This is a genomic window from Microvirga lotononidis (genome assembly GCF_034627025.1).
Taxonomy (GTDB): domain Bacteria; phylum Pseudomonadota; class Alphaproteobacteria; order Rhizobiales; family Beijerinckiaceae; genus Microvirga; species Microvirga lotononidis.
The window spans coordinates 324733-343595 of sequence record NZ_CP141049.1; the positions used below are offsets into that span (position 1 = coordinate 324733).

Below are 18863 nucleotides of genomic sequence, written 5' to 3' on the forward strand. Positions count from 1 at the left end.
GGCACTTCCTCCGTTGCGGGTTAATTGTTATCGGTATTGTTGGAGGAGGCTCAGGGCCTCCTCGGATGGCTCGACTCCGAGGCCTGGGCCGGTCGGGAGCGTGTAGAAGCCCTCTCGGCAGTCCATGTCGCCGGTTACCAGCCGGCGGTTCGGCTCGAAAATCGAATGCTGATACTCGTGGGACGTGACCGCTGAGAGGGCAGCGCTCGCATGCAGGCTCGCGGCCATGAACAGGCCGATGCCGATGGTCGCGTGCGGGATCACTTCGAGATGATGGGCCTGGGCGTACTGGCCGACTCGCATGAATTCGGTCACGCCCTTGTGCCCCATTTCCGGCTGGACGATGCCGCAGGCGCGCTTTTCGACCCGCGTAACGAGATCGAACACTGTCCGCCATTCCTCCCCGGCGGCGACGGTCGTTGTCACGTTGGCTGCGACACGGGCAAGGCCGTCCACATCCTCCGGCTTCACCGGCGCCTCGGCGAACCACAGGCCGTACGGCTCCATGGCGCGGATTGCGGCGATGGCCTGGTCGGCCGTGCGGGCCCAATGCATGTCGCAGGCGATGCGAGCCGCAGGTCCGAGCGTCTCGCGCAGGGTCTCCATCTCCGCGACGACGCCGTCATCGGCGACAGGCGCTGCGAACTTGAAGCTGGAGAAGCCCTTCGCCTGCCATTCGGCCGCGAAGGCGGCCCGCTCCGTGCGGGTGCGCTTGGGGAGCCCCGAGATGTAGGCCGGCAGTTTCTCATGCCGCTGCCCGCCAAGGAGCTTGACGAGGGGCAAGCCGGAGAGCTTGCCGCACAGGTCCCACAGGGCGATGTCGATGGCGGCGAGGGCGTCGAGGTAGAAGCCCCCGGTATAGCCGCGCACGCGCATGAGATCGTAGAGATCCTCGTGGATCACGACCACGTCGCGTGGGTCGCGGCCGACAACGAAGGGGCCGAGGAGGTCGTCTACGATCGCCATTGCGGCCCCCGGTGCGACGATGCCGTAGGTCTCGCCCCATCCGACCGCTCCGTCGGCGGTCTCGATGCGCACGACCACCGTGCGGTCGCTGGTCGGGTAGACCGTGCGGTTGCCTTTGCGGACGATGTAGCCCTTCTCGTTCACCGTCTCGCCGGGGCGCGGCTCGCCGAGATAGATGGTCTCACGCGGAAGGGTGATCGAGTAGACCGAGACGGTCTTGACGCGGGTGCTCATTCGGCGGCTCCGGCAAAGGCGGCAGCGTCGTTGGTCAGGAGGGGCGAGGCCAGCTTCAGCCAGGCGTCGATCTCCGACAGATCCATGTCGTCCATGGGCGGCAGCTTCGCCCGTGCAACGCGGTTCGACAGGATGCCGCGCCGCGTCAGCACGTATTTGGTGAAGGCCATGCGGAAATTGGCCTGGATGACGAGAAGCGGAAGGGTCCGCATGTACAGATCGCGGGCCTTGGCGATGTCGCCTGAGCGGAAAGCGCGGTCGAGGGCGACATGCACGTCGGCGATTTCCACCGCCGGCATCGCGCCGCAGGCGCCGCGCCGATATTCGTCGATGATGTAGCGGGCGCCGCCGCCGCCGATGACGCCCTTCAGGTGCGCCGGCCGGTCCTTGAGGATTGCGGTGATCGCGGGCCCGGCAGGAAGCGTCTCCTCCTTCACGTAGGTGATAGCCGGGTTGTCCTTGACGATGGCGAGAATCACGTCAGGCTTCAGATCCGACCCGCGCGGTGCCGGCGCGTTCTGCAGCACGATCTGGATTTCCGGCACCGCCGCGGCGATGGCCCCGTAGAAGGCCGCCACCGCCGCCGCATCGACGCCAACGCTCTTGGGCGCCTGGATCATCGTGAAGCGAACCCCAGCCGCGAGCGCTTCCCGGGCATGGGCAATCGCCTCCTCGGCGCTCGGGGCGCTCGCGCCGGCGACCACGGGAACACGCCCGTCGACCCGCTCGACCACGCGCCGCAGAAGGCTCGCCCGTTCGTCGGCACGCAGTTCATCGACCTCGCTGGCAAAGCCGGGAAACACCACGCCGTCCACTCCCGAAGCGAGCGCAAACTCGACGATGCGATCCATGGCGTCGGGATCAATTCCGCCGGTCGTGGAAAAGGGCGTGGGAAGGACGGGAAGGATTCCCTGAAGCATCTCGTTTCCTCTTGGTCCATATGTTGGACTGATTGTTTTTCATATTGGACCTTACGTGTCCTTGGTTTATGGGTCAAGGAGATCAAACTAACGGATGGAAACGCCATGACGCTCGACGTGACCCGCCTTCGCATCATTCTGGACTGGGGGACGACCTCGTTTCGCGCCCTGCTCGTGACACCGGACGGAACAGTTCGCGATCGCATAGAGACTGAGGAGGGCATTCAGTCTGTCCGCGAGGGGGACTTCCTCGGCGTGCTCCAACGCGCCATCGCGCCGTGGCGTGCCGCCTATGGGTTTCTTCCGGTCTATGCGGCTGGCATGATCGGCAGTCGTAATGGCTGGATCGAGATGCCGTATGTTCCGACACCAGCGGATTCGCGGGATCTCGCCGCCCAGGTGAAGAACCTGCCTCTGCCGGATGGCGGCACCATCACATTCCTGCCGGGCCTCACCGACCGCTCAGCACATCCGTTCCCCGACGTAATGCGCGGGGAGGAGACCCAGCTCGTGGGCTTCGGGCTTGATAAGGACATTACGGTCGTACTTCCGGGGACCCATGCCAAGTGGGCCCGGATTGCCGGCAGACGGATCGCCGCGTTCCAGACCCTCGTGACGGGGGAGATATTCAGTACGCTCTCTCGCCACTCGTTCCTGTCGAAGGTTGCACGCAGACCCGCAACGTCAAATTGGGATGCCTTCCTGAAGGGCGTTGCTCTTGTCCGCGACGACAAGCGGACTGCAGGGCTTCTGACCCATCTCTTTGCCGTAAGGACCGGCTGGCTCTCAGGCGCCCTCGTGCCAGAGCAGATGACTGACTACTTATCCGGCCTTGTCGTGGCATCTGAATTCCGAGAAGCAAAGGCGCTCGGATGGTTCACGGATGGCGATCGAATCGCTGTTGTCGGTGACGACGACCTCGTTGAGGTCTACGAGCGGGTCGCCGGCGCGTTCGGTCTCAGCCTCGAACCCGCCCCCGAGGATGCAGCAGTGCGCGGCTGTCTAGCCGTGGCGCGGATCGCCGAGGACATTCATCCCGCGGCGTGAGCCGGCAGGGATGGGCGGAGGCGATCATAATGGAGCATAAGGCCTGAGACCGGGAGTATCTGGGACTTCTTCAGACATTCCTCGCTGCAACCGCCGGGGTTGGGAACAACTTTTGCTTCCAGCTTCTCAGGGCACTGCCGGTCGCGGAGATTGTCGTCCTGCGCTCGACCGGAGCACTCGCTCTCACCATCATTTTCCTGGCCGGTCGCTGTCTGATACGCACCATGCGCGGCAACCCCGCCATTCCGTCAGCTGCTTGGAACCGATGGGTCGCATTCCGTGCTGGATGTGAGGCCGCCGCCGCCGGCTTTCTCATAGTCGCGGTAACGCATCTGCCCATTACCCTCGTAACCGGTGTCCTGATGACTGTTCCCCTCTTGGTCACGGTACTCGGCAAGGCGATCCTTAACGAGCACGCGTCCCGCGGCATCTGGATTGCGATCAGCATCGGATTTGCCGGAACGCTCCTGCTGCTGCGGCCCGGCTTGGACCTGTCGCCTCTCGGCCTGACGAGTGCCGGCCTCAGCGCATTGTGCTTCGCGGGGCGCGACGTGACCACGCGCCATCTGCCGCGGCTGAGCGGCGCCCTACGCTTGACTCTGACCGCCAATGCAGCGACGCTCACTCCCGGTCTCGCGTTGACCTTCGTGCAGCTGTGGGACCCTCCATCCCAGGACCAAATACTCACTATCGCCGTGGGCGTCCTCCTCTACGTGGCGAGCAATGTGCGGCAATGGGGCCTCAGGCTCCGGGAGCGGGTCGGCTTCAAGCGAGCAGCCGTTGCCATGGCGAGGAAACTCGCCGTTGTCATGCACACGATGCTGAGAACTGGCGAGTTCTTTGATCGGTCCGCCAGCACGGCCGCCTGAGAGCGCACCGGAGCACGGGGGACCGGCCATGACTTGAAGCTGAGCCACAGGTAGATTGCGTTCTCTCTTCGGACGCGCCGAGACGTCCCTGCCGGGACGTAGGTCAGGTCATTCCGCTGATGGGACTGCAGGTGCGTGTGATCGACCCGCAGACTGCGTCGAATACATTGGAAGGCCTCCACCTGCGAAGACCATCATGCGGCGAACTGGTGTCGACCGCGAAGACAACCGTGCTCCCGGCAAGCGACCATCACCGGCGCCAAGAAGAACAAGCAGCGCGATCGCAATACCTTCTGTCCGAGATCCGTCGACCGACCAGCGATGGTATCGTCGAGCAATTTCGATAAAGGACTTGCTTAAGAGGCTGCGATTAGACAACCCCATCTAAACATCTAACTCAACCCCCTTGCCGAGGCTACGGCCGGACAGCCGTGACCTCGATCTCGACCAGAAAGCCTGGGTTCGCCAATCCGGCGACTTGAAATACAGACCGGGTCGGTAAGTTCGGCTGCTCAGTGGTCCCGAAGAACTGGGTATATCCCTGCATGAACCCAGCGAAATCCATCTTCCCGCCCTTACCCGGATCGCCAACGAGGAAGACCTGCATTCTGACCACATCTCCCATTTTCAGTCCGATCGAGCTCAACGTCTTCTCGATCGATCGCAGAACAGTTTCAGTCTGTGTCTTCGTGTCGCCATAGGCTTCGATGGTGTTCTTCGCGGCGCTCTGGTTTGAAACCGGCGGAACCGCACCGCTGATATAAACTGTCGTCTTGCCCGCGGGAATTTCAACGGCCTGCGCGATCGGGAAGTCCGAATTCGGGATCTTATGCCGGGTGACGTCCTGGGCGGAAGCAGGCGCAACAAGAGCAAGGAACGTCACAAGCGCTGACGCCCCAACAAGCCGGTGTATCATTATTATCTCCAGTAGGTTGGTGGAACGGATCGGATTACTGTCTAGCGTGACTGCGTCACTTCCTGGGCTGTCACCTTGTCCTCGTAGGAGTTGCCAAAGTGCGTCCGCACGTAGTTCACAACCTCGGCAACCTGCTCATCAGTCATCATCTTGCCAACAGGAGGCATACCATTGAGGCCGTGGAGGACCACAGTAATCGGATAGCCCGCGGCCTCAAGCTTTGGATTGCTGGCGAGGGGAGGATAAATGCCCGCGCCAGAGGCACCCTTGCCACCTGGCATATGGCATGCTGCGCACACGTTGTTGAACAACGCCTCGCCAGACTTGTGGGCAAAGACCCGCGTGGGGCTCAATCTCGGCTCAGCTGAGGGCTGAGCTGCTTCCTGAGCGCTCGTGCTGACTGCGCAGGCGACGGTGAATGCAGTTGCCAGACCATAGGCGCTCATGACCCGCTTCGTGGTTTCGAACATCACGGAATCCTTCGGAATAATTGAGGAATGACCTGTTGGAGTGCATCAGCTCGCCAGGACCCGTTTGTGCAGTCGCGAGATTGCATCAAGCGACGACAGGATCGCGCCTTCCATCCAGGCTGGAATGTAGGAAGCATGCTCGCCCGCAAGGACGATGCGGCCGTCAATCTGGCAGAGGTTGTCGTAATGATCCTTCCGCGCTTCTTCAGTCCAGTCGCCGGCACAGCCGAGTGTAAACGGGACTCGGTGCCAAGCGACTGAAATCCCAGTCTCGAATTCCTGGCGGTATTGTGGATGAATCTGGGCGCCGAACTCGACCGCTTGCCTCACGCGCTCGGCAGGGTCCATAGCTGTGAGTTCGTATGAGTTAGGGCCGTTCCAAGTATAGGCCCCTAACAGCACCCCCTTGCCGCCCTGGTTATACCCAGTGCTGGGGTACGAGATCTGGGATATCGGCAGATCCGTGTAGCTGATGCCGCCATAAATCCGCTCATCTTCCTCCCAGAACCGGCGCTTGAACTGCAGGCCGACCTTCACTGATGACGCATAGGGTACCGCGCCAATAGCGGCCTGCATCGCGGCGCCGACATTCAGCTCGATTTGGCTCAGGATCGTCAGAGGAATTGTGCAGACACACCAGTCGCCGGTCGCCTGAAGCGTTGTTCCCGGCTTCGTCGTGTCTTCATACGTAACCGTGACACCCTTCTCGTCCTGTTGAATAGCCTTTACCTTCGCATTGTAGCGGATGATGTCACCAAGTTCCCTAGCGAAGGCCTTGCCGATCATGTCCATGCCGCCAACCGGCTGGAACATGGTTGTCTGAAACTCGTAGAGCGAAAAGTTGGCCAGCGATCGCCAGAGGCGCGAGTTCAGAACCTCGGTGAACTTGATCGGTTCGCTGTCGGTCGGACGTGCAGTTAGACCGCCGCCGGGATCCTGCGTATAGCCTCGGTACTCAGAAGTCAGGTGCCCAGCCTTATAATTGTAATCCTTATCGAGCGCGCCCCAGGACTTCAGAGCCTGCAGCAGGATCTCTTGGTCTTCCTTCGACACGACGTCTTCGAGCTTACCTTGCTGTGTAACCTTCGCCAACAGCTCCGACACACCTCCAGTGAAGTCGGTCTTGATATCCTTGATACGTTGCGGCTTACCGCCGAACGCCTTGGCAGAATGCAGAAAGGCATTGTGATTGAGCTGCTGGAATGGTTCAAGCTGAACGCCCAGACGCCTGCAATAGTCCAACAGCGCATGGTGGTGGTACGGGATGCGCCAGGGACCTGGATTGATGTACATCCCGGAGTCGAATTCACACTTCTGCGTTGCCCCGCCGAGCTCGGTGAAAGTGTCCCCGCCACGCAAAGACCAGTTCCGGCCACCTGGCCTCTGGTTGAATTCGAGGATCTGGACCTTGTACCCTGCCTTCCTCAATTCCAAGGCAGCGGTCATACCGGCAAGCCCGGCGCCGAGCACGAGGACCGATGCGCCTTTTGCATCGCCATCGAGCTTGATCGGCCCTGTGTAACCGGACTCAGCCGCGAAGCCCAGGCTCGTCATTGCCTGATACATGGCTGCGCTACCAGCGGTCATGCCGATCATGGCAAGCAGGTTGCGACGGCTCATGCCCTGTGATCCAGACCCTTTTTGCATTTTTCCCTCGTTCGAATAGACCGGCGAGGCAGCTTCCGCCGCTGCCGGCAGCGCTAATAGACCCCGATTTGGCACCTACCCGAAGAGGTAGCGGCGCATTGATTTTCGACTTGGTGCCAGTTTTCGGGGCAACTTGTGTGTTGCTTAAGCTTCTTGGGGGACCCGCCGGATCCTCCCCGGTAGGTCCTTTTCTCTCTCGACTTCCTACTTTCCTGCGACGTTTGATAGCGTATCGAAAATCATTTGCGTTCCCTCATCGAGCGACTTCACGGCAATGCGCTCGTCATTGCCATGCATCCGTTCCAAGGTATTGTTATCCAACGGGTACGGATAAATGCCGTAGACCGGTACACCCCGTTGGCGCCACGCCGAGGCGTCCGTTCCCGCCTCAAACAGGGCCGAAACCACCTCTGACTGCGGCCAGACCTTTTTGCTGCTCTCGGCCAGTGCCTTGTAGAGTTCGGTTTCCGTGGAGGAGGCTGCGGCCTTCGAAGCCTTGTCGTAATAGTCCCGCGCCTCGGCATCAGACATGGTTCCGGCCAAGGACACTTTCACTGACGAATCATCAATGGCAGCCTCGACTTGCTTGAGCACGTCCCATGGAACCGAACCTGGCACGAGGCGGACATTGATGTACGCCTCAGCGGCGCCCGGGATGACATTTTCCTTGACCCCCGCTTTAACGATCGTCGTCGCGACCGTGTTGCGCATCAGGGCATGCCACAGGAGAGGATAATCTCCTTTCTCTGACACCCGCTTGCCGGCCTCCCGCAATGCGGCCGGGTCCTCACTCTTTGCGAGCATCGAAAGGTCCGCGGCCAGCGGGCCCTCGGTGCTCTTGGAAAGGGCCTCAAAGTAGGCTCGCGTTTGGGGGGTCAAGGTCGGGTCGGTATCCCAGACCGAGACCTTGGCCAAAGCTCGAGTAAGACGTCCTATCGCGCTGTCCGGCATCGGGCGTGATGAGTGAGTAGGGGTACCCAAAACTTCAAGTTTCAGACCTGAGTAAATCTTATCACGCGTGGTGATATTGACCTGCCTCGTGACTCCACCTTTGTCCTGGAAAATCCAGCCGCCTTCGTTCAGAGCAAATTCGGCATCGATCTTGTCCCAGTGATTTTTGGCAAGCCAAGTGGTGCCATACTCGCCGGCTTCCTCGTCTGCTTCAGCCAGGAAAATCACGTCTCGGGCTAGCGGTTTCTTGCTTTCAGCCAGCATCAGAACCGCTTGGGCAAAGACGGCTTGGCCTCCCTTGAAATCCATAGCGCCGCGCCCAAGAACAAAGCCGTCTTTAATCACCCCTCCGAATGGATCGACTGTCCAAGTTGCCCGCTCGACGGGAACCACATCCGAGTGCCCGGCGAGGAGAACAGGTCGCTTGCTCCCGTCCCCTTTCAGACGGGCGATGAAATGTGCACGTCCTTCGTCCGGCGTTTTGATGATTTCGTTCGGAATCCCGGCCGCGTCGAAGATCTTTTTCAGATACTCAGCTTGCTCGATCGTTCGCCCTGGAGGGTTGCTGGTATCGAAGCGCAATAGATCCTGCAGCAGAGCTGCGGTCTTGCTGGAGTTTGTATCCCCAGGACCCGCAGCAGCGGTAATGCTCCCGGCAAAAAGTGCGAGCGCGGTGAACGAAGAGACGGATATCCATTTCACGACAGAGCTTCCTTCCTTGAAATGGGCGAAGGAAACCATCCGCGTCTGTGCGCGAGACTTCGCCGGGTCACTCAGAGGACGATTGCTTGTTACTGGAGGTCCCGCAGAGACAATGCCCCTCCCACACGGGCCGCTTCGAGAATCTAAGGTGCAGCTACGGCTCGGAGAACATACAAAATATAATTTTTGAGGCGAGTTAGTCTTTATGACACATTGATGATGAATATTGCTGCTTTAGATTCGTCATTCCGAATACGTTCGATCACAAAACAAAAAGAAATTCATCAGAAAAATTTATACTTCAAAGCGGCCTGCATGGTTGCCGAGAGCCAGGAATGTGCCACTGGACCGGCGCATGCTGAAGATGCTTTAAACGGCATCACCTTTGGTTAGCACCGAATGATTGCTATCTTGAGCAGATCGACCGTTCCTATCGTCAGACCCCACTAGGGCGTGTCATCGTTTGATCCAATCGAGTGTAGCGGCGAGACAGAGAATGCCCATGAACGATGAGGCGGTCTTCTCATAGCGAGTAGCAACCGCTCGCCACTCCTTCAACCGGGCCCAGAGCCGGTCGACGACATTGCGGTTGGTGTAGATCCACTCGGGACAGGCCACCGGCACCTCATGGCGCTGCGGCGGGATAGCGGGGGGTGCGCCGATGCTCCAGATGTGCTCGCGAAAGGCCTGGCTGGTGTAGCCGCGATCTCCGCCCCCACGGTGGGACACCCGGCAGTTGCTCGAGCAGCGGGATGACATGGGGCAGGCTCATGCGCCTGCCCAGGCGCGATCCGAAAGGCGATGACGTGGCCAGAGGCGTCGGCGATCACACAGACCTTGGTGCCATAGCCGCCACGAGAGCGGCCAAGTGCTTCACGATCATCTCGCTCAGTTTGAGATCCCCTTTTCGCCGTACCCCTGCCGCCTTCTGGTGCGCCCGCACGCTCGTGCCGTCGAGAAACACCATGCCGAGCTGGACCCCACATTCCTGAACAAGGCTCAGCAAGCGCTCCCAGACGCCGGCTTTGGCCCAGCGGATGAAGATCTGGGCGGCACGCCACCAAGGGCCCAGCTCCTCCGGGACAGCCCGCCACTTGGCCGTTCTGGTGCCGCCAGAGGATGGCCGAGACGGTGCGCCGCAGATCCTGTGGCGGGGTCTTGCCTTTCGGCCGGCACGCTTCAATCAGGGGCTCCAGAAGAGCCCATTGTCCGTCGCTGAGCATTGCTCCTCCTCATCGCGGAGGAGCAAAACGCAAGTCGATCCAATCAGTTCAAGCGACAACACGCCCTAATCGTGAGACGATCCTGATCTGTGAAGTTGAGAGCAGTTTACAGGATCGCTCACGGCGCAGGCCTAGGCCGATCCGGATTCGGCAGCGCCGCTACTTGAACAATCGGATTGAGTAGGATCATGCGCCATCAAACGGCGGCCCCGGCCGATGCTCGGACTCCGGCCCCCTCAACTCACGTAAGCCTCGGCGACATCAAGATAGCGCACACGATGTGCGCACAGCAGGCGAAGTCCGCGTACAATCCGCAGCCATCGTTGGCAGAGCAATTCGATCCGCTTGCCGCCTGACCCTGTGACGACATCTCCGCTGTCCCACGCCGTTGTCACAAATCTGCGGCGCAACCTCTTCAAGCTGTGTAGTGACCAAATATAGACTTGATTTCGAGAAACTCCTCAAACCCGAAGCGGCCCCATTCGCGGCCGTTGCCCGACTGCTTGTAACCTCCGAAGGCCGCGGCCGTGTCGCCGCGTGACCCGTTCACGTGCACCATGCCAGCCCGAATCCGGCGCGCAACGCGACGGGAGCGTTCAATATCGCGGGAGGTGACGTAACTCGACAGACCGTAGACCGTATCATTGGCAATCCGGATGGCTTCCTCCTCGTCCCGGTAGGGCATGATACTGAGGACGGGTCCGAAGATCTCCTCCCGGGCGATGGTCATGTCGTTGCGTACGTCGGCGAAGATGGTGGGGCGGACGTAATAGCCTTTGCGCAGCCCTAGCGGGCGCCCGGGACCTCCCGTCACAAGGGTTGCGCCCTCCTTGATGCCGGTTTCGATGAGATCCTGTATGCGCTCGAACTGGGTCCGGCTGACAACGGGTCCAATCGTGGTCTCGGCTGCTCTCGGGTCACCAGCTACAGTCTCCTCGGCGACGCGGCCTGCGATCTCCATCACCTTCTCCTGCCAGTCAGCCGGGACGAGGAGGCGGGTTGGGGCGTTGCAGGATTGACCGCTGTTGGCGAAGCAGCCTCGCACTCCATGGGTGACCGCCCCGTTAAAGTCGGCGTCGTCCAAGAGGATGTTGGGAGACTTGCCGCCCAGTTCCTGGTGAACCCGCTTCACCGTATCGGCCGCCGCCTTGGCGACCAGGATCCCTGCGCGGGTCGAGCCCGTGAAGGACACCATGTCGACGTCCGGATGGCTCGCGATGGCCTGGCCCACATGCGGGCCGTCACCGTTCACTAAGTTGAAGGCGCCGGCGGGCACGCCGGCCTCATGCAGGATTTCGGCGATGATGAGGGCCGACAGGGGGGCCATTTCGCTCGGCTTGAGTACCATCGTACAGCCGGCCGCGAGGGCTGGGCCGACCTTGCAGGCGATCTGGTTGAGTGGCCAGTTCCAGGGGGTGATCAGGCCGACCACGCCGACGGGTTCGCGGACGACCAGAGTGGAGTTGATCCGCTCGTCGAACCTGTAATCCTTCAGGACTTCGATGGCGCGCGTGAGATGGCCAAGGCCAGCCGACACGTGCCGCTCGAGCGCGAAGGTGAAGGGCGCGCCCATCTCGGTAGAAACAGCTTCCGCGAGATCCTGGGCGCGTTGCCGGTAGATCTCGACGATGCTGTTCAGGAGATCGATACGCTCTGTGCGGGTCGTCGAGGCATAGGACTCGAATGCGCTTCGCGCGGCTGCGACGGCCTTGTCCACGTCGGCGCGCCTGCCCGCAGCAATCGTCGCGACAACTTCCTCCGTTGCGGGGTTGACGACGTCAATGAGATCCTGCCCGACAGGGTTAGCCCAGCGGCCATCGATGTAGAAGTGGTGATGATGCTGCACGGAATCATTCTCCAGCTGTCTTCGTCGACCTCAGTTCATCCGGTGCAGCGCGGAGCGTATGCTCTCGACCGTCTGCCCGATTTGCTCCTCCTCGATGACGAGTGGCGGCGAAAGGACGATGAGATCCCCTGAGGCACGCACTAGAACACCATCCTCGTAGCACATCTGCGCACAAAGGCTTCCCCGGGCTCCCGCTTCTGCGGTACGGGACGACAGCTCCACCACGCCGAGAAGGCCGATGTTGCGGATATCCGCAACATGGGGCTCGCCCTTCAGGCTATGGAGCGCTGCTTCCCATACCGGCGCGATAGCGGTGGTGCGCCCGCAGAGACCGAGTTCCTCGTACACGTCCAGGGTCGCAAGGCCTGCCGCACAGGCCAGCGGATGCCCCGAATAGGTATAGCCGTGAAAGAGTTCGATAGCCTCCGGCGGTCCCGCCATGAAGGCGTCGAACACGAAGTCGCGGATAAGGACGCCGCCCATCGGGACGGCCCCGTTGGTCATGCCCTTGGCGCAGGTGATGATGTCTGGCGTGACGCCGAGCGCCTGAGCCGCGAAGGGGCGGCCGAGGCGACCGAAGCCTGTGATGACCTCATCGAAGATGAGCAGGATGCCGTGCCGGCTGCAGATGGCCCGCAGCCTCTCGAGATAATTCACCGGTGGCGGGTAGACGCCGCCCGAGCCGATAACCGGCTCCACGATAACGGCCGCGACCGTCATGGGATCGTTGATCTGCAACAGGCTCTCCAACTCATCCGCGTAAGGGGCGCCCGCCTCAGGCTGGCCGCGAGAGAAGCCCATCGAGGCCCGATCATAGGGCAGCGAAAGGTGGGACACGTCGGGCAGGAGAGGGCCGAAGTCGCGCTTGTGGCGGCCGATGCCGCCGACCGAAAGGCCGCCGAAGCCCATGCCGTGATAGCCCTTGGCCCGGCCGATCAACTTTGTGCGCCCTGCATCGCCCCGGACGCGGTGATAGGCGCGGGCGATCTTGAGGGCGGAATCGACCGCCTCCGAGCCGGAGTTGGTGAAGAACACGTGGTCAAAGCCGTCGGGCGCGATGCCCGTGAGGCGGCGCGCGAGCTCGAACGCTCCGGGATGGCTCATCTTGAACGAGGAGACGAAATCGAGCCGGCCCGCCGCCTCACGGATAGCCTCGACGATGCGCGGCTGGCCGTGGCCCGCATTGACGCACCACAGGCCTGCCATCGCGTCCAGCACCCGGCGCCCGTCGACCGTGAGATAGTGCATGCCCTCAGCCCCGACGAACATCATCGGGTTCGACCGGAACTGGCGCATGGCCGTGAAGGGAAGCCAGTAGGCATCGCCCACATCGTTGGCGAGGGGGTATGCGGCAATCTGCGGCGAGACGGTCATCGGGTGCTCCTGCAAGGGCGACGAGGGAAAATGAACTTGAACTTTGTCTTACTGAAAGACACTTGTGGTTCAGCCGGGATCTGGGCTCTTGCGGGACCTGACCTGGCTCGCCCGCTGCAAGTGACGGCGCATCAGAAGCGAGGCGATCTCCCGCTCGTCGCGGGCCAGGAAGTCGAGCATTTCAAGGTGCTCGCGGCAGTTCACGACGACCCGCTCGAAGCCGAACTTCCAGTCGTATTGCGAGAAACGCCGTAGCTGGTTCTGGTTGCGGATCGCCGCATGGACGAAGCGGTTGCCTGAAGCTGCGGCCAAGCCTTCATGAAAGGCCGCGTTCATTTCGAAGAAGGCGACGCTGGAGGATTCGTGCCAAGGGCGCTCCAGTGTCTCGTTGTGGAGCCGCCGCATAAGCTCGACCCAACTCGGCTCTAGGCGGAAACTTGGCTCCAGAATACCCATCGGCTCGATCATCATGCGGAAGCGGTAGCTTTCGTCATGAGTGGCCACGTCTCGCGTCCCGGTCAGAAAGCGCCAGCCATAGCCGGGCTTGCGCTCCACCATCTCGAGATCGCCCAGGCGCGAGAGGACCCGCTGTACCGTAGGGCGGTTGAGGCCGTAGCGGCGCATGATCTCGACTTCGGAGATGTCTTGCTCAAAAGCGCCATTCCGCTGGTCGCGGGCGATCCGGACCAGCCATTCTTCGTCTTCGTCGGCCGCGGCCGGAAACGGGGCCTTGGCCAGCTTGGGCAGGGCGATCAGCTCGACGCCTCGATTCGGCCTCCGAACGACGATGCCCTGGTTCTCGAGGTGCTGGAGGGCGCCGCGCACGGGCGTCCGGGATACCTCGAGGCGTCGCGCCAAGCTGTTCTCGTTCAGCAGATCTCCAACCGAGAGGCCGTCCTCATTCACGAGTTGGACGATGCGGTCGGCCAGATCCTGCTGCAATCGGGTCGGTTGATGCACGTCACTTTTCCTCTTGATTGTATTATCTTATGCTGAAATACAATATATCCGCGAAAGACGCTAGACCTGTTGAGAGGCCGCACCGATGATACCAACCTGCCCGCTCGTCGAAATATCCGGTCCCCCCCGTGAGCGGGGCCGCCAATATGGTGAGCAGGCGGCGGATCGGGTGCGCCTCGGCATCGAGCATTACTCCGAGCAACTCGGCCGCAACAATCTGACGGCTGAAGGCATTGCCCGGCTCGTGAAGCGCTTTGAGCCGACTATTGACCGGTTCGATCCTTCATATCTCGAAGAGATGCGCGGAATCGCTGAAGGCGCCGGGGTGGCGTTCGAAGCCGTCGTGCTCCTCAACGCGCGCACCGAGATCCTGAAGCTCGCTCAGCGTCCCGACGATAAGCGGGACCTGCCGGACGATGATCCGGATGGTTGCACGGGCGTTGTCGCTCTACCTCAGGTGACTCGGGACGGGCGCCTGATCCATGCCCAGAACTGGGACTGGAAAGTCGAGTGCGCCGGCACCGCCGTGGTGTTGAAGATCCGCCGGGAGGACGGGCCCGACATCCTGACGTTCACCGAAGCGGGCGCTCTAGGTCGTTCGGGCTTCAACGCGGCCGGCATCGCGATCACGGCGAACTATCTCGAATCGGACCGGGATTACCGCCGCCTCGGCGTGCCCTTGGCGCTGATCCGCCGGAAGGTGCTGGAGCAGAAGCAGGTGGCTGCTTCCATGAGTGCGGTATACACCACGCCGAAATCCGCCGCGAACAACATGATCGTCAGCCAAGCCAACGGCATCGCGATTGATTTCGAGTGCGCACCCGACGAGACCTTCCAGGTCCATCCCGAGCGTGGCCTCATCGTCCACGCCAACCATTTTCAGAGCCCGGTCGCTCTCTCAAAGCTGAAGGACACAGGCATTATAAACACGCCCGACAGTCTCTATCGCGACCTTCGCGTGCGCGCGCTTGTCGAGCCGCATCTCGGCGCCGTCACGCGTGACATAGTAAAGAATGCCTTGTTCGACGATTTCGAGACCCCCTGGTCGGTCTGCCGCCCGCCGCGTCCGAACCTCAGCAACAATCTGAGTGCGACCGTCGCGATGATCGTGATGGAGCCTATGCTCGGCACCATGGAAGTCGCGATGCTTCCGGCACTCAACCGCACGTTCACGACCTACAAGCTCGACATGGAAATCCAGCGACCAACCGAAGCGGGACCCGCCCAGGTCGCGCCGATCGCGAAGGCCTTCTAAGGCGTCCCCGGCGCGTGGACCGGGCTCTCCGAATGAGAGCCGCTCCCGCTGGCGGAAGCGGCTCTAAGCAGCGACCAACAGCTGCCGCCGATAACGACAGAGCAGGAATTTCGAACATATGTGAGGAACACGATGAAACTGAAGTCGAACCTTCTTCTCGCCAGCTGCGTATCGGCCCTTATGGCCGCATCGGTGCTGCCCGCGCTCGCACAGCAATCGGTGCTACGCATTGCGCTCAATGCCGACATCCGCAGCACCAATCCGGGGGTCAACCGGGACGACAACACGGATGCGGTCGTTCTCCATGCAGTCGAGGGGCTCGTAGGCTATGGGGAGAATGCGAGCATTCAGCCCTTGCTGGCTGAATCCTTCACCGTGTCGGAGGATGGACGCGCCTACGTGTTCAAGCTCCGCAACGGCGTCAAGTTCCACAATGGTGCTGACCTGACGTCGCAGGACGTGGCCTGGAACTGGAAGCGCTACACGGATCCGAAGACCGAGTGGCGCTGCCTTGCTGAATTCGACGGTCGCGGCCGCTCGCAGGTGGAAGCCATTGAGACACCCGACCCGCAGACAGTGGTCTTCCGCCTGACGAAGCCGGATGCGCTCTTCTTGGCGACGCTGGCCCGCACGGATTGCGGAATGACCGGCATCATTCATAAGGACTCCGTAAAAGCAGATGGGAGCTGGGACAAGCCGATTGGCACCGGCCCCTTCAAGCTGACTGAGTGGCGCCGCGGCGAATTCGTCAAGCTTACCAAGTTCGACGGCTATGCAAACCGCGGCGAAGGTAAGCCTGACGGCTATGCCGGATCGAAGCGCCCGCTCGTGGACGAGGTCCGCTTCATCGTGATTCCGGACAGCGCCGCCGCGAAGGCCGCGCTGCTGCGCGGCGACGTGGACGTGGTGCCCGACGTCGCGAATGCGGATGTGAAAGAGATTAAGGGCAACGCAAATCTGGGTCTGTCCATCGCACAGAACATGGGCTTGAGCACACTCCTGATGCAGACGCGCGATCCGCTGCTCTCGAACGTGAAGATGCGCCAAGCCATTGCGGCTGCGCTCGACACGCCTCAGATCGCCCAGGCGGTCACTGAAGGTTTGGCGCAGCACAACAACTCCGTCGTCCCGCTGAGCTCGTCCTTCCACACTGCGGCGCACGACAAGGGATATACATACGACCCTGAGAAGGCGAAGAAACTCCTGCAGGAAGCCGGTTATAAGGGCGAGCCGCTCGTAATCCTCACCAACAAGCGCTACCCCCAGACTTTCGCGTCATCGGTCATTGCCCAAGCCATGCTCCAGGCGGTCGGAATCAACGCGAATCTGGAAGTGCTGGAATGGGGCACCCAGCTCGACCGATACAGCAAGGGCAACTACCAGATGATGGCGTTCCCGTATTCGGCGCGGCTCGATCCCTCGCTGAGCTACGAATCCGTCATGGGTCCCAAAGACAAGCAGCCACGCAAGGTCTGGGACAGCCCGGAAGCCCAGGCCCTGCTTGAGAAGTCCATGGTCACGACGGCTCCCGAGGAGCGCCAAAAGATCTTCGACGAGCTCCAGAGCCGGTTCCTGACGGAGGTGCCGTTCGTGATGCTCTACAACGGCGTCGAGGCGAGCGCCTTCCGCAAAAACGTCCAGGGCTACACCGCGTCCGTCCTGTCCAAGCCGCGCGCTTGGGAGGTGAGGATCGCCAACTAACGGCGCGCTCAGTCCAAGGCTCAGCCTCTCTCGATCGGGGAAGGCTGAGCCTCTGATGCCGAGGACATTCCCGTTTGCCGGATGTGGGCGGCCAGAACATGCCTGAGTGCCTCTACATTTCGTGCCTCGAGCGCATCGATCATCATGACGTGCTCGCGGCCTGACTGTTCGATCCGCGCGCGGGTCTTCCACTGTGTTGCGGGCGCCGAAGGGCCGCGCCCACGCAGTTCTGTGACGACGTTGACCAGTTCCCTGTTGGTGCAAAGCCTTAGGAGACGCACATGAAACGCGATGTTCGCCTCGTATTGCTCGAGAATCGTGCCAGTCAGGATCAGTTCCTCAAATCGGGCGGCGAGCCGACGGAGATCTCGAAGGTCAGCCGCGCTGACGCTTTGGATCATGGACTCGGCGGCGGCCGTTTCAAGAATGACCCGGACATCTCGGATTTCGTCGGCCTGCCGGTCGTCGAGCGCATGGACGTGGTATCCGCGGTTCGGCACATGGCGGACCAAGCGCTTCGCGGCCAATTGATCGAGGGCGCGGCGAATATCCATACGGGTTGCGCCGTAGCGGTTCTCGAGATCGATCTGTTTCAGCCAGGTCCCCGGGGTAAAGACGCCGGCCTGGATGTCGCGCGCCATGACGTCGACGAGCTTGGAAAGGGATTCAGTCGTGGCAGTCATCAGGGTAGCGGGCCCTCGGTTGCAAGAAGCGGCGTCATTCATGCGGGAGCCGGCTGGCTGGAACGACCGCCGAAGATGCTCATCGTGCAAAGTCAATAAATGGCCGGTCGCACACCGTACAAGAAAAAATGCCGTCATCAGTATTGCCAAGATCGGTTCCAGGTGCAAACATTTTGGCGCCAATCTTCGAGCCAATCAGGTTTGCCTCATGGACATAGCTCAAGCCTCCCCTCGCGCCGAGGGGCTCAGCAAGGTCGATCAAGGACAACAGATCTATGATCGTGGTCACACCACGGTCGTGGCCAGCAGGAAGGATCCCCGCTTCTCCTATTGTCTCTACGTGCCGCCGACCCTGGGCTCGGGCGAGTCGCCGGCTCTCGTCGTGGCGATGCACGGGACGGGGCGGGCCTTCATGACCTATCGCGATGCCTTCGCGGAGTTCGGGCGCTGGAACAACTGCATCATCTTGTGCCCGCTGTTCCCGGTTGGAGTACTGGGCGACGGGAACCGTGACGGCTTCAAGTACATGCAGGAAGCCGATATCCGTTACGATCACGTGCTCCTGTCCATTGTCGAGGAAGTTGGCGAACGGTACGGGATCGACGTCGCGCGGTTCGCCCTCTTCGGCTACTCGGGAGGCGGCCACTTCACCCACCGGTTTCTCATGCTCCACCCGGATCGCCTCTGGGCCGCGTCCGTAGGCGCGCCCGGTTCGGTGACGTTGCTCGACCCGACCCGCGACTGGTGGGTTGGAACGCGGAACGTGAAGGAGCGCTTCGGCATCGACATCGACGTGAAGGCCATGGCCCGCGTTCCGGTGCAGATGATCGTCGGTGCTGCGGATCTTGAGACTTGGGAGATCACGCACCGGGAGGGCGGACGCCATTGGATGCCCGGCGCCAACGATGCGGGACGGACCCGCCCCGAGCGCTTGGACAGCTTGCGCCGCTCCTTCGAGGCGCATGGCATCAAGGTCCGCTTCGACCTGGTGCCGAATGTGCCCCACGATGGCAACCGTGTCGTCAAGCACGTTCAGACTTTCTTCGCCGATGTCCTGAAGGACGGGCGCGTCGCACGGAATGCGAAAGCGGAGGGATAG

General features: G+C 61.5%; 15 protein-coding genes and 4 pseudogenes. 8 read left to right on the forward strand and 11 right to left on the reverse strand.

Annotated elements, in window-relative coordinates; all coding sequences use genetic code 11:
* Window positions 1-27 precede the first annotated feature (27 nt).
* Together U0023_RS25015 and U0023_RS25020 are read right to left on the reverse strand one after the other, a co-directional pair.
* Window positions 28-1200: a mandelate racemase/muconate lactonizing enzyme family protein gene (locus U0023_RS25015; RefSeq protein ID WP_009762373.1), complete on the reverse strand. Its 1173-nt coding sequence runs from the start codon at window positions 1198-1200 to the stop codon at window positions 28-30.
* Window positions 1197-2120, reverse strand: coding sequence for a dihydrodipicolinate synthase family protein (locus U0023_RS25020; protein WP_009762374.1), 924 nt, complete (start codon window positions 2118-2120; stop codon window positions 1197-1199). The genes U0023_RS25015 and U0023_RS25020 overlap by 4 nt, the downstream gene beginning before the upstream one ends.
* 105 nt (window positions 2121-2225) lie before the next feature.
* Between U0023_RS25020 and U0023_RS25025 the strand changes: the two genes are divergently transcribed.
* From U0023_RS25025 to U0023_RS25030, 3 genes and pseudogenes are all read left to right on the forward strand, one after another.
* On the forward strand, window positions 2226-3167 hold the full coding sequence (locus U0023_RS25025; RefSeq protein WP_009762375.1) for a 2-dehydro-3-deoxygalactonokinase: 942 nt from the start codon (window positions 2226-2228) through the stop codon (window positions 3165-3167).
* A 59-nt stretch (window positions 3168-3226) separates the two neighbouring features.
* A pseudogene (locus U0023_RS35925) lies at window positions 3227-3583 on the forward strand (hypothetical protein); the annotation flags it as partial.
* A gap of 297 nt (window positions 3584-3880) precedes the next feature.
* Window positions 3881-4036 (forward strand): annotated as a pseudogene (locus U0023_RS25030) (IS110 family transposase); the annotation flags it as partial.
* A gap of 415 nt (window positions 4037-4451) precedes the next feature.
* Here U0023_RS25030 and U0023_RS25035 read toward each other — a convergent pair.
* From U0023_RS25035 to U0023_RS25050, 4 genes are all read right to left on the reverse strand, one after another.
* The gene (locus tag U0023_RS25035) at window positions 4452-4952 is read right to left on the reverse strand and encodes a RidA family protein (RefSeq protein ID WP_009762377.1); all 501 of its coding nucleotides are present in this window, start codon (window positions 4950-4952) and stop codon (window positions 4452-4454) included.
* Between the two features lie 41 nt (window positions 4953-4993).
* Window positions 4994-5422, reverse strand: coding sequence for a c-type cytochrome (locus U0023_RS25040; RefSeq protein WP_009762378.1), 429 nt, complete (start codon window positions 5420-5422; stop codon window positions 4994-4996).
* Window positions 5423-5467: 45 nt separating this feature from the next.
* Window positions 5468-7042: a flavin monoamine oxidase family protein gene (locus U0023_RS25045; protein ID WP_040638573.1), complete on the reverse strand. Its 1575-nt coding sequence runs from the start codon at window positions 7040-7042 to the stop codon at window positions 5468-5470.
* A gap of 231 nt (window positions 7043-7273) precedes the next feature.
* Window positions 7274-8761 (reverse strand): M20/M25/M40 family metallo-hydrolase, encoded by a 1488-nt coding sequence (locus U0023_RS25050; RefSeq protein ID WP_009762380.1) that lies wholly within the window; start codon window positions 8759-8761, stop codon window positions 7274-7276.
* 177 nt (window positions 8762-8938) lie between these two features.
* Between U0023_RS25050 and U0023_RS25055 the strand changes: the two genes are divergently transcribed.
* A complete protein-coding gene (locus U0023_RS25055) occupies window positions 8939-9115 on the forward strand; it encodes a hypothetical protein (RefSeq protein ID WP_154661069.1) in 177 nt (58 codons plus the stop codon).
* Between the two features lie 63 nt (window positions 9116-9178).
* On the opposite strand, the pseudogene U0023_RS25060 reads toward U0023_RS25055, so the two are convergent.
* Window positions 9179-9945: pseudogene (locus U0023_RS25060) on the reverse strand (IS5 family transposase).
* Window positions 9946-10072: 127 nt separating this feature from the next.
* On the opposite strand from U0023_RS25060, the pseudogene U0023_RS35650 reads away from it, so the two are divergent.
* Window positions 10073-10176 (forward strand): annotated as a pseudogene (locus tag U0023_RS35650) (IS6 family transposase); the annotation flags it as partial.
* 184 nt (window positions 10177-10360) lie between these two features.
* On the opposite strand, the gene U0023_RS25070 reads toward U0023_RS35650, so the two are convergent.
* The 3 genes from U0023_RS25070 to U0023_RS25080 all read right to left on the reverse strand — a co-directional run bounded on the left by U0023_RS25070 (window position 10361) and on the right by U0023_RS25080 (window position 14125).
* The gene (locus U0023_RS25070; RefSeq protein WP_009762382.1) at window positions 10361-11791 is read right to left on the reverse strand and encodes an aldehyde dehydrogenase family protein; all 1431 of its coding nucleotides are present in this window, start codon (window positions 11789-11791) and stop codon (window positions 10361-10363) included.
* 30 nt (window positions 11792-11821) lie between these two features.
* The gene (locus U0023_RS25075; protein ID WP_009762383.1) at window positions 11822-13165 is read right to left on the reverse strand and encodes an aminotransferase class III-fold pyridoxal phosphate-dependent enzyme; all 1344 of its coding nucleotides are present in this window, start codon (window positions 13163-13165) and stop codon (window positions 11822-11824) included.
* 69 nt (window positions 13166-13234) lie between these two features.
* Window positions 13235-14125 carry a GntR family transcriptional regulator gene (locus U0023_RS25080; protein WP_009762384.1) on the reverse strand — a complete coding sequence of 297 codons (891 nt, stop codon included), beginning with the start codon at window positions 14123-14125 and terminating at the stop codon, window positions 13235-13237.
* Between the two features lie 85 nt (window positions 14126-14210).
* Between U0023_RS25080 and U0023_RS25085 the strand changes: the two genes are divergently transcribed.
* Window positions 14211-15380 carry a C45 family autoproteolytic acyltransferase/hydolase gene (locus tag U0023_RS25085; RefSeq protein ID WP_009762385.1) on the forward strand — a complete coding sequence of 390 codons (1170 nt, stop codon included), beginning with the start codon at window positions 14211-14213 and terminating at the stop codon, window positions 15378-15380.
* A gap of 132 nt (window positions 15381-15512) precedes the next feature.
* Complete coding sequence (locus tag U0023_RS25090) at window positions 15513-17081, forward strand: ABC transporter substrate-binding protein (RefSeq protein WP_009762386.1); 1569 nt, start codon at window positions 15513-15515, stop codon at window positions 17079-17081.
* 20 nt (window positions 17082-17101) lie between these two features.
* On the opposite strand, the gene U0023_RS25095 is transcribed toward U0023_RS25090, so the two are convergent.
* On the reverse strand, window positions 17102-17764 hold the full coding sequence (locus U0023_RS25095) for a GntR family transcriptional regulator (RefSeq protein WP_009762387.1): 663 nt from the start codon (window positions 17762-17764) through the stop codon (window positions 17102-17104).
* Between the two features lie 208 nt (window positions 17765-17972).
* On the opposite strand from U0023_RS25095, the gene U0023_RS25100 reads away from it, so the two are divergent.
* Window positions 17973-18863 carry a hydrolase gene (locus tag U0023_RS25100; protein WP_009762388.1) on the forward strand — a complete coding sequence of 297 codons (891 nt, stop codon included), beginning with the start codon at window positions 17973-17975 and terminating at the stop codon, window positions 18861-18863.

Coding starts and splice junctions, on each gene's coding strand:
- U0023_RS25040 (WP_009762378.1), bottom strand. CDS start 5,422: ATGTTCGAAACCACGAAGCGGGTCATGAGCGCCTATGGTCTGGCAACT.
- U0023_RS25055 (WP_154661069.1), top strand. CDS start 8,939: ATGATGAATATTGCTGCTTTAGATTCGTCATTCCGAATACGTTCGATC.
- U0023_RS25050 (WP_009762380.1), bottom strand. CDS start 8,761: ATGGTTTCCTTCGCCCATTTCAAGGAAGGAAGCTCTGTCGTGAAATGG.
- U0023_RS25025 (WP_009762375.1), top strand. CDS start 2,226: ATGACGCTCGACGTGACCCGCCTTCGCATCATTCTGGACTGGGGGACG.
- U0023_RS25075 (WP_009762383.1), bottom strand. CDS start 13,165: ATGACCGTCTCGCCGCAGATTGCCGCATACCCCCTCGCCAACGATGTG.
- U0023_RS25095 (WP_009762387.1), bottom strand. CDS start 17,764: ATGACTGCCACGACTGAATCCCTTTCCAAGCTCGTCGACGTCATGGCG.
- U0023_RS25100 (WP_009762388.1), top strand. CDS start 17,973: ATGGACATAGCTCAAGCCTCCCCTCGCGCCGAGGGGCTCAGCAAGGTC.
- U0023_RS25020 (WP_009762374.1), bottom strand. CDS start 2,120: ATGCTTCAGGGAATCCTTCCCGTCCTTCCCACGCCCTTTTCCACGACC.
- U0023_RS25015 (WP_009762373.1), bottom strand. CDS start 1,200: ATGAGCACCCGCGTCAAGACCGTCTCGGTCTACTCGATCACCCTTCCG.
- U0023_RS25085 (WP_009762385.1), top strand. CDS start 14,211: ATGATACCAACCTGCCCGCTCGTCGAAATATCCGGTCCCCCCCGTGAG.
- U0023_RS25090 (WP_009762386.1), top strand. CDS start 15,513: ATGAAACTGAAGTCGAACCTTCTTCTCGCCAGCTGCGTATCGGCCCTT.
- U0023_RS25035 (WP_009762377.1), bottom strand. CDS start 4,952: ATGATACACCGGCTTGTTGGGGCGTCAGCGCTTGTGACGTTCCTTGCT.
- U0023_RS25045 (WP_040638573.1), bottom strand. CDS start 7,042: ATGAGCCGTCGCAACCTGCTTGCCATGATCGGCATGACCGCTGGTAGC.